7 protein-coding genes and 2 pseudogenes are annotated in these 5,338 nt (G+C 66.9%); 1 reads left to right on the forward strand and 8 read right to left on the reverse strand.

Annotated features, from left to right (window positions below):
* Positions 1-75 precede the first annotated feature (75 nt).
* The 5 genes from YO9_RS0108610 to YO9_RS17620 form a co-directional block, all read right to left on the reverse strand.
* Positions 76-465, reverse strand: a complete 390-nt coding sequence (locus YO9_RS0108610; RefSeq protein WP_223286298.1) for a cupredoxin domain-containing protein — start codon at positions 463-465, stop codon at positions 76-78.
* Positions 423-680 carry a cupredoxin domain-containing protein gene (locus tag YO9_RS17610; protein WP_223286299.1) on the reverse strand — a complete coding sequence of 86 codons (258 nt, stop codon included), beginning with the start codon at positions 678-680 and terminating at the stop codon, positions 423-425. Before YO9_RS17610 ends, YO9_RS0108610 begins: the two co-directional genes overlap by 43 nt.
* The gene (locus YO9_RS0108620) at positions 617-1,510 is read right to left on the reverse strand and encodes a multicopper oxidase domain-containing protein (protein ID WP_223286300.1); all 894 of its coding nucleotides are present in this window, start codon (positions 1,508-1,510) and stop codon (positions 617-619) included. The genes YO9_RS17610 and YO9_RS0108620 overlap by 64 nt, the downstream gene beginning before the upstream one ends.
* Entirely contained in the window at positions 1,399-2,193 is a 795-nt protein-coding gene (locus YO9_RS17615; RefSeq protein ID WP_016997119.1) for a hypothetical protein, read from the reverse strand. The genes YO9_RS0108620 and YO9_RS17615 overlap by 112 nt, the downstream gene beginning before the upstream one ends.
* A 555-nt stretch (positions 2,194-2,748) precedes the next feature.
* Positions 2,749-2,931, reverse strand: a complete 183-nt coding sequence (locus YO9_RS17620; RefSeq protein ID WP_016997121.1) for a hypothetical protein — start codon at positions 2,929-2,931, stop codon at positions 2,749-2,751.
* On the opposite strand from YO9_RS17620, the pseudogene YO9_RS0108630 reads away from it, so the two are divergent.
* Positions 2,871-3,508, forward strand: a pseudogene (locus tag YO9_RS0108630) (DUF456 domain-containing protein). The gene YO9_RS17620 and the pseudogene YO9_RS0108630 sit on opposite strands and share 61 nt — an antisense overlap.
* Positions 3,509-3,684: 176 nt before the next feature.
* On the opposite strand, the gene YO9_RS17625 reads toward YO9_RS0108630, so the two are convergent.
* The 3 genes and pseudogenes from YO9_RS17625 to YO9_RS0108640 form a co-directional block, all read right to left on the reverse strand.
* On the reverse strand, positions 3,685-3,855 hold the full coding sequence (locus YO9_RS17625; protein WP_016997122.1) for a hypothetical protein: 171 nt from the start codon (positions 3,853-3,855) through the stop codon (positions 3,685-3,687).
* A complete protein-coding gene (locus YO9_RS0108635) occupies positions 3,846-5,060 on the reverse strand; it encodes a molybdopterin-binding protein (protein WP_223286301.1) in 1,215 nt (404 codons plus the stop codon). The genes YO9_RS17625 and YO9_RS0108635 overlap by 10 nt, the downstream gene beginning before the upstream one ends.
* Before the next feature lie 22 nt (positions 5,061-5,082).
* A pseudogene (locus tag YO9_RS0108640) lies at positions 5,083-5,338 on the reverse strand (molybdenum cofactor guanylyltransferase); the annotation flags it as partial.

Genomic DNA, 5,338 nt, shown 5'->3' on the forward strand with positions numbered 1-5,338 from the left:
GGGTAGCAATTCAGTCGACGTTACGGCCCGGAAAACGCACTTTCCGGGCCGTAACGTCGACTGATTTGCTACCCGCTACTCCGTGACCTCGATCTGACCCCGCGCGCCGCGTTCGGCCTCCGCGAAGGAGTGGTTCACGAACGTGTAGGTGCCGGCCTCCGGGAACGACATCTCCACAAATCCGCCCTGCGCCGGGGCAAGGTCCAGCGCCTGCGCCCCGCCGGTGCCGCTCGGATTCCCGGGAGTCTCGGGCGACAGCAAGTACGCGCCTTCCTTGTACACGGTGTCGAACTGGCCGCCCACCACGTGGAAACTCGTTCCCTTGGATGGCCCCGCCGCGAGTACCCAGATCCGCACGCGCTCATCCGTGCGAGCCGACAACTTCTCGTGCATGTACTGCGTCGCGTGACCGTTGAACATGGTCAAGGACGGCGTCCCGGCAGCGATTCCCGCCGGATCCACCACGCGTTTACGCCCTCGGGCAGGTCGGGCTGATCGGCGGACGGCACCGTCACATAGGTCTCGTTCTGCACGAGTAGGTATTCACGATCTACATCGGGCAAGTTGGGCGGGTCGATGATCACCGCGCCGAACATACCCGCAGCGACATGTGTACTCATCGGAGCGGTCGAGCAGTGGTACAGCCAAATCCCGGAGCGCACCGCCTCGAAGCGATACACCAGCGATTCCCCGGCGCGATGGTCCGCATCGTCTCATCCGGCGACACATCTCCGGCGTGGAAATCCACCGAGTGACCCATGGTCCCGCTGTTGGTCAGCGTCACCTCGAACACGTCGCCCACCTTGCCGCGCAATGTGGGCCCCGTGTAATTGCCGTTGAACGTCCACGCGTCCATGGTCACGCCGGGTGCCACCTCGCGGGCGACTTCCTGAACGTCCAAGGTCAACTCGTGCACGGTCTCGTTCGGTGCCGGGTCCAGGGCCGGGTCGCGCACCTCGAAAGCCTTACCGGGTGCTGCGTTGAAGTCCACTCCCGCGGCCGGGTCCTGCGAATCATCCGCCGCCGACGCCGCTTCCGCACCATGGTTCTCGTGTCCCGCCGCACCCACGGGGTTGCCTTGTTCATCCACCGGAATCACGTTGACCGTCATGCCCATGGAACGGTGACCGATCACGGAGCACCAGCCTTCGAGCGCTTCGGTGATGATGCCGGCGTCTACCTCGGTGGTTTCGCCGGGACCCACACGACCGGATGTCGCACCGTTGGCGAAGACCAGGTCGTGCACATTGGTGGGGTCATCGTTGATGAGTGTGATCACCAACCGATCACCCACGGGGACTTCGATCTCGCCGGGGTCGAAACGCATGTCCTGATTGGCATGCATCGTGACTTCGGTGGTGTTACCGGTGGCCTGCACGGCATTTTGTGCGCCGCCGCTCAAGCCGATCCCCGCCGATTGCGGCGCCACGGCGATACCCGCGCCCACTGCGAGCAGGACCGTGAGTACACCCGCCACGATTTGACGCAAGGGCTTGGGCTTGCGCTCCACGTCGCCAGTGACAGCAATCGCGGGACTGGATCCACCGACTGTCGTGGCCGCATCCACCTGGGATGCGCCAGCGGAGGACGGTCGCCTGCGGTGCCGGGCATGCCCAGCGCAACGGATCCCGCGGCGGCGTCGGCGGTGTCCGCATCGGGGGACTGGGATGCGGCGCGCTGGGCGATGAGGCGGCGTCGTCCGGCGACCGAAATCTTGGCGGAGGAAATCATCAGGGGGATGAACGCGGCGAAGGCCACGGCGCCCACGATCGAGACCATGGCGCGCACCCACGAGGGCAAGATCCCGGCGGGCAGAGCGAACAGGGTGATGCACAGGTTCAACACTGTGACCCGGTAGACGCCGCCGCGGTTGATGGCCGCTAGGGAGGCCCGCACCGTGGCCGGTCCGCCGCCCATGGTGGACGGCAGGATGTAGCTCATCGCGCCCAGCAGCGTCTGCAGCAGGAACCCCGCGACGAACGGAATGGTCAACGCGCCCATCACGCTCATCTGGACACCCTGGACCGCCACGAGCACCAGCGCGATCACCACCGTGATGAATAGCCACGCGATGCCGGAGGCCACCGACCAGCCCATGTAGCCCTCGGGCAGTTTGCGCATGCCGGTGCGGATCATGATCCAGCCGACCACACCCACGCCCACCGCGTAGCCGAACAACCCGAGGACCACCACGGAACCCAGCCGCCCAGGGCACCACCGGCGGCCACCAGACTGCCCGCAGCCATGGCGGGCAGGCGACGCGAGACAGGGTGGTGGCCGCCTCTTCCATGCGCGTGCGCACCATGGTCGGCCATAGGGTGAGCAGGGTCGCGGATACCGTGAGGCCCACGAAGCCCAAGATGTTCACGGCCTGGTGGGACAGGAGCAATCGCGAGTGCCACGGGTCGGCCAGATCCAGGGCCAGGATCGCGCCGAAGATCGCCCCCACCGGTAGGAAGAACGCTGCCACGGCGTACCACCGCACGGTCATGCCGAACCGCGCGGGCAGAGCCGTGCGCAACTGGGACAGCAAGGACAGGCCGTGCCACGTGAGCAGCCCGCCGATGATCGTTGCGGACACCAGCGTGAGCCACCACCAGTTCGCGAGCATGCCCACCATCAGCAGAACCGTGCCCGCGGTGACCCCGTAAATGCGCAGGATCTGGCGGGGGCGTTGGCTGTCGGCGAGCCGGTTGTGCAGCAGCGCCTCGGTGAAGTGCTGTGACCACACCATGATCGAGGTGGTGATCAGCCCCAGCGTGACCATGTGGACCATGAGCACCGGGTGTCGGGGATCCATCGGTGGAAACCGATCACCAGGATCAGAGCGATCATCCACCAGCGCACGGGCTTACCGGCGGTGCGGTGCCATGATCTCCCGTGCTTCTTCTGAGCGAGCGCGGGGTCCTGGGGCTTGGCGAGAGTGGGCACCGTCCATCCGATCCACGAATATTGGCGATTTAAATGCAAGTATAGTTCGCTCGCCGTGCCCGTACCATGTGACGGTGACCCCAGAGATTATTGCCACCATCGCCACCTCGGTACTCATCATCATCGGGTGCCTGGGCATCGTCATCCCCGTGTTGCCGGGGTCCATCACCGCGCTGATCGGATTGATCATCTGGGCGCTGGTCGTGCAATCCGTGGAGGGCTGGGTGGTCCTCGCCCTCGGCGGCACGCTGCTGCTGGCGGGCATGTCTGCGAGCCTGGTGCTCACCGGAACACGACTCAAACGCCGCGCCATCCCCAACCGCACTCTGCTGTTCGGTGTGCGGGGGGTGTCATCGGCATGTTCGTGATCCCGGTGGTGGGTCTACCCGTCGGATTCGTTGTGGGTCTGCTCGCGACCGAAACCGTGCGCAACCGCAACTTCCGCACCGCCCTGGACACTTCATGGGTCGCGCTCAAGGCCGCGGGTATCGGTATCATCCTGGAGCTGACGTGCGCGCTGCTGGCCGCGAGCGTGTTCATCATCGGGGCCATCGTCTTCTTCGTCACGGCTGCCTGACGCACGCTGTCCGACATGGGTGCCTGACACAGCTGGCCACCACGACCGCATCGGTTGCCCTTATCCCTGACGGGTCGAAGCGGTCGCCGCGCCCCGAACTCCGCGCTCGACCTAACCACCCTTAACGCACGACACGCGCTCCGGCCGGAGCGGCGTCGTCGGCGGTTAAAGCCTGGTCACCGGCGCCAGGGAAGCCCCAGCACCTTGACGTCCTGACCGGGGCGCAGGCCCTCGGCCGGAACCACCATGAGAACGTCGGCGTGCGCCATGCCGGACAGCATGGCCGGGCCCACTGCGGGCTCGGGCAGCACGCGGCCCTCCTGGAAGTACGCGGGAATCACGCGCACGCGCCCGATCTGCTCGATCTCGGCCCCGGAGGTGGCTGAACGTACCTCGGCAACGGCTGACCGGTGGCACCGGCGATCAATGCGTGGCCGACACTCAGCAATCCGGTGACCGCGGACAGCGGACTGCCGGGCAGCGCCAGCACCACGGGACCGTCGTCCGGCAGCTGCGCCAGGATCACGCCGTGCGCGGGTTCCTGGGCCAGGCCGTCGATGATCAGGTGGGCGTCGAGCTCGGTGAGGGCCTCCCGCACGTGGTCGTCCTCGCCGTGGCCGGTGCCGCCGGTGGTAACCACGATTTCCGCGCGGGCATCCAGCAGTGAGCCGGCACCGGAAGGCGACTCGGTGAGTGCCGTGAGCACGCCCTGCGCGCCGTCGGGCACGCGTCGAACCTGATCCACATTGGCGCCCAGGTCGTGCAGTATGGCCGGAATCTGCGGCCCCAGGACGTCACGGACCTCGCCCGGGCCGGGAATGCCGTCCTCCACGACGTGCGCGAAGCCCAGCAAAACCGTCACGCGCGGGCGGCGCAGCACCGGAAGCATGTCGTGACCGGCGCTCGCGGCCAGGCCGATGTGCGCGGGGTTGAGGTGGCAGCCGATGCGCAGCAGCTCGTCGCCCTCGGAAATTTCCTGGCCGAGCGCGCGCACGTCCTGGTTCTGGATCAGCGACGCCGCCGGGGTGGCGTCCTCCAGGGTGTCGCCCTCTTGCGGATGGTACTCATCCATGTGGTCCACGGGTGCCTGTGCAGGAACCACGTGACCGCGGTGACCGGACAGCACGGCCTTGGTGTACACGGGCACGGCCGAACCGACGTGGACCTGGGTGGCCTCACCCGGGCGCAGCTCGACCACGGGCAGGATGCGCTCGTCCGGCGGCAGGGTCAGCAGGAGCCGCTCATCGGTCTCTGCGGGCTGTGGAGTGCGGATCCGCCACGGACCCTCACCAGCCACGGCCCAGCCGTCGATCGCGGCGGACGCGTAATGGGGGACCGGCATGATCGCGGTGATGGTCTCCGCGAGGGTCTCACCCAGGGCGTCGGTCAGCGGCAGCAACCTGCTGGGCAGCGGTTCGGGGATGCGGTGGGCGATCTCGCGGGCTTCATCCCAGTCAACCCAACGGCGCGTGGGTTCCTGGCCCTCGGTTTCCGGGGGAGTCTGGTCCGCGTCCTGGTTGAAGTGTTCGTGCGTGGTGGGAAGTCCGGGCATGCCATCTCCTCGACGTGTGGATTCAGTGCAGATCGAACCTGGTCACATCTTCCCATGTATCCACGTCCTGGGTGCTGCCCGCCGGAACTGCTACCTCGATCAGACGCAAGTGTTTCCAAAATGACCGGACGGAGCGGTCTCGCGAGGGGTACTCGGAGAAGACGGTGGTGAGCGGTTCGGTGCGGATCATGACGGCCAGGTTTTCGCGGTGGCCGTCGGCGGCTGTGGCGATCAAGCCGTCGGCGTCGGACGACAGGTGGGCGGCGGCGTCGGCGAGC

The sequence above is a fragment of the Kocuria atrinae C3-8 genome, from assembly GCF_000286355.1.
GTDB lineage: Bacteria > Actinomycetota > Actinomycetes > Actinomycetales > Micrococcaceae > Kocuria > Kocuria atrinae_A.